This is a genomic window from Actinoalloteichus spitiensis RMV-1378 (assembly GCF_000239155.1).
GTDB lineage: Bacteria > Actinomycetota > Actinomycetes > Mycobacteriales > Pseudonocardiaceae > Actinoalloteichus_B > Actinoalloteichus_B spitiensis.
Genome location: NZ_AGVX02000412.1, coordinates 1 through 3918 on the forward strand (window position 1 = coordinate 1; position 3918 = coordinate 3918).

Sequence of the window (3918 nt, forward strand, 5' to 3'; positions counted from 1 at the left end):
TCGCCGACGGCGAGCCGATGGCCATCGAGACCACCCACCTCCCCCTGGGCCGGTTCCGCGGACTGCGCCGATGCCTGAGCGAGGGCGATTCGCTCTACCAGGTCCTGCGCGACCGGTTCGACGTCCGCTTCGGCCATGCCACGGAGACGATCGAGACCGCCCTCGCCGCACCGGAGGAGGCCGAGTTACTCGGAGCGGACGTGGGCCTCCCGATGTTGCTGCTCTGCCGGCACTCCTTCGACGCCGGCGGTCACCCGGTCGAATGGGTGCGGTCGCTCTACCGGGGGGACCGGTACAAGTTCGTCACGACCATCAACCCACCAGCCGGGACCACCGCGAGCGACCTCCCGCCCGGCAGCCGGCACACCTCCCCCATTAGCCCAAGTGGGCGATATCACCATCCGCCAACCGGGGGATAAAACGGCACGTCCTCCTCGTTGTCACACCAGGCCCCGGCGGGCCGGAAACGGAGTGCGACCACGAGGGGACCCATGCGCGAGCAGCACGACCCGGACCTCACCACCCGACTGGCCCAGGGCGGCGCCACACCACCGGATGACGGGCACCCGGTGCAGCGGCGAGGCGCGTTCGGGTTGTCCGGCACCCAGATCACGGCCGGCGCGCTGGCCGCGGTGACCTCGGCGGCGCTGGGCTCCCAGCTCGGCGTGGCGGGCACCGTGGCGGGAGCCGCCGTCGCCAGCGTGGTGTCGACCGTGGGCAGCGCCGTCTACCAGCGCTACCTCGAACGGACCGCCGAGACCGTTCGGGCGACCGCGGCCAGGGCCGCCCCACTCGGTCGGCGCCGGCGGGACGCCCCCGGCGCCGAGCGGACGGGTTCGGATGCCAGCCCGTCCCCCTCGGCCGGCCCCCACCTCGCCTCCGCCCCGACCCAGCACCTGACCGCGCCGAACCCGAGCCCGCCTCCGACGTCGATCTCCGGTCCCGCCGGGCCTTCCCCGCGTGCCGTCGGGCCCACCGCCCCGCTCGGCACGCCGGTCGAGGGCCTGGGCAGCGCCCCGTACCCCGACACCGAACTCCTCGGCCCGGACGTCCCCGCGCGCCGGGGTCCGGACAGCACCGTCCTCCTGCCGAGGTCGGCGGGAACGGACCGCCAGGCGGACACCGGCGGAGCAGGCGCGGCGCCCGTTCGTCGACGGCGACCCACCAGGGTGGTCGTGGTGGGCGGCCTGTTGTCCTTCCTCGTCGCGATGGCGGTCGTCGTCGGGATCGAACTGGTGCGGGGTGAGTCCCTCTCCGGCGGCTCGGCCGGGACCTCGATCAGCGGCCTGTTCGGGGGTGAGCCGCTGTTCCACCGGGACGGCACCCACCCGCCAGCCGATCAGCGGACGCCAGCAGACGGGGCGGACGTCGTTGTCCCGGCGGACCCGACCCCTCCCGCCGGGACGGGAGCCACGGACGTCCCCGAGGCCCCCACCACCTCCGGCGAGGAGCTCGAGCGGGAACCGGCCGGTAACGCGCCGTCCGGGACCGAGCCGCCGACCACGACGGTGGAGCCACCAGCCGAGGGCGAGCCGGAACGGACGCAGGAGCCGGAGGACGGCGAGGGGCCGGCGCCAGGAGCGCGGCTGGAGGTTCCGGGCCCAGCTCCCACCACCTGAGTCCCGAGCAGGCGGCGGCGCCGCGCTCGGTGGCGCGCCGGTGGCCGTCCCGCCGTCGAAGGGCGATCCGGGGTCCGGCAGCCGCGCCCACCGGCCCCTCCTCGGTGACCGACGCCTCGGGTCACACGACTCGCGGGCCCGGCCAGGCCCGCCAGCACACCCACCTTCGCCGGGGTCCTCGCCCCGCCCGCCCCACCGGGCCCGCTCGCGGCTGGTCATCAGCCGCACCACGCCCGGGAAGCCGCACTCCACGGCGCCCGCCCACGGGCGGGCGCCGTCGCCATCCGGACCGGGTTCCGCGTCGGGAGGGGCGAACAGCGGCCGGACCACCGGCCCCGCGCCCCGGGGAGGACACCCAGCGGACCGACGGGTTCCCGACTCCGGTGCCCCGTCGGGGGAGCAGCACGCTGATCACGGCGCGCTCCCCGCACCGGCGGGACGAGCGGTGCGCCAAGCCAGCCGCCGCCGTCGGCCACGCAATCGTTCGGCCACCTGGACTCGCCGCTCCACCGAGGACCGCCACCGCGGTCCCCGGCCCCGGGGCCGCCGGTCATCTGAACGTCGGTGCGCCCCCACCGAACGCCGCCGGGCGATCCCTCCGAGGTGGCGCGTGATCACGCCCGCGATTGGTAGGTCACTTCCCGCCCGCGTGACACTCGTTGCCGGTAACTCACCAACGCCATTACACGGACTTTCACCACCGTACGCACTAGATCAACACGAGGGGTCACAAAAATCGCCTGTCCATCCGCCGTACGGACGTTTCTTTGACTCCGAATGATGGCTTCCGAACAGCAGTAACGACTAAATAACGTCTAGCTACCGGATGGTAATCATCCGTAATGGTCTGAAGTGGAATCGGCCGGAACCGGCGACCGGGCCCCCAGGAGCGCGGACGTCGGGACGGCCGTCCTCCAACCAGGCGCGAGTCGAAGAGACCGCTGTTCCCCTCGGCTGGGGTCCTCCGGGGCCTCGGTCCACGACGAGTTGAGACCCGCGGGCGGGCCCCTGCCAAGAAACCGCCCGCGGGGTGTCCCTGCACTCGTGAACAAGGAGACATCTAGTGAATCGGAGAATCGCGGCGCGCGTTACCGGAGCGGTCGTGCTGGCCGCCGGAACGACCGTTGGCCTCACCCTGCCCGCCACCGCCGACCAGGAGGCCCTGCCCTCGGTCAGCGCCGACCAGGAGGTCCTGCTCGCCATGCAGCGGGACCTCGGCCTGGACGCCGCCGGAGCCGAGCTCCGCCTCGCCCAGGAAGCCGCCGCCGCCACCACCGAGGAGACCCTGGCCAGCACGCTGGACGGCGTCTTCGCCGGCGCCGTCTTCGACGCCGAGCGGGGCGCGCTCGTGGTGGGGGTCACCGACGAGGCCGAGGCGAGCGCGGTGCGCGCCGCCGGCGCCATCCCTCGCGTGGTGGAGCACACGCTCGCCGAGCTCGAGTCGGTGAAGACGGCCATCGACCGGACGGCGACCAGCGAGGGCGCCCCCGCCGGGGTGAGCAGCTGGACCGTCGACGTCGAGACCAACTCGGTCGTCGTCACCGTGAACCCGGACCTGCGGAACGCCGACGTTGACGCCTTCCTCGACCGCGCGGCCAGCGACAACACGGTCCGGGTCGTGGAGGAGACCGGCTCCACACCGGTCCCGTTCGCCGACATCGTGGGCGGCGACGCCTACTACCCCGCCGGCTCGCGCTGTTCCGTCGGGTTCTCGGTGGACGGTGGCTTCGTCACCGCCGGCCACTGCGGCACCGTCGGCACCAGCACGTCGGGTGTGAACCAGCAGTCGCAGGGCACCGTGGCCGGCTCGATCTTCCCGGGCAGCGACATGGGCTGGGTGGAGACCAACTCCAACTGGACGCCGACCCCCGCGGTCAACGACTACGACGGCGGCACCGTCGCCGTCAGCGGATCCGCCGAGGCCGCGATCGGCTCCTCGGTCTGCCGGTCCGGCTCCACCACCGGCTGGCACTGCGGCACCATCGAGGCCAAGGGCGTCACCGTCAACTACCAGGAGGGCGCCGTCCACCAGATGACCCAGACCAGTGCCTGCGCCGAACCGGGCGACTCCGGCGGTTCCTGGCTGAGCGGCAGCCAGGCCCAGGGCGTCACCTCCGGTGGCTCCGGCAACTGCACCCTCGGGGGCACCACCTACTTCCAGCCGCTGAACCCGATCCTCTCCGAGTTCGGCCTCAGCCTGACCACCTCCTGATCCCACGCGACCCCGTCGCCGTTTTCTGACAAAACCTGTTCGGTTCGTCAACGGGCGGCTTCCCCCGATCGGGGGAAGCCGCCCGTT

Annotated in this window: 3 protein-coding genes; all 3 read left to right on the plus strand. The window is 73.2% G+C overall.

Annotated features, from left to right (window positions below):
* A partial coding sequence (locus ACTIDRAF_RS29590) for a GntR family transcriptional regulator (protein ID WP_016700104.1) occupies positions 1-419 on the plus strand: 419 nt, incomplete at its 5' end.
* Positions 420-491: 72 nt separating this feature from the next.
* A complete protein-coding gene (locus tag ACTIDRAF_RS0217930) occupies positions 492-1619 on the plus strand; it encodes a hypothetical protein (protein ID WP_016700105.1) in 1128 nt (375 codons plus the stop codon).
* A 1063-nt stretch (positions 1620-2682) separates the two neighbouring features.
* Entirely contained in the window at positions 2683-3831 is a 1149-nt protein-coding gene (locus ACTIDRAF_RS0217935; RefSeq protein WP_026066230.1) for a S1 family peptidase, read from the plus strand.
* Positions 3832-3918 lie beyond the last annotated feature (87 nt).

What these genes read in the sequence shown, in the direction of transcription:
- ACTIDRAF_RS0217930 (WP_016700105.1), top strand. Translation starts at nt 492, where the DNA reads ATGCGCGAGCAGCACGACCCGGACCTCACCACCCGACTGGCCCAGGGC.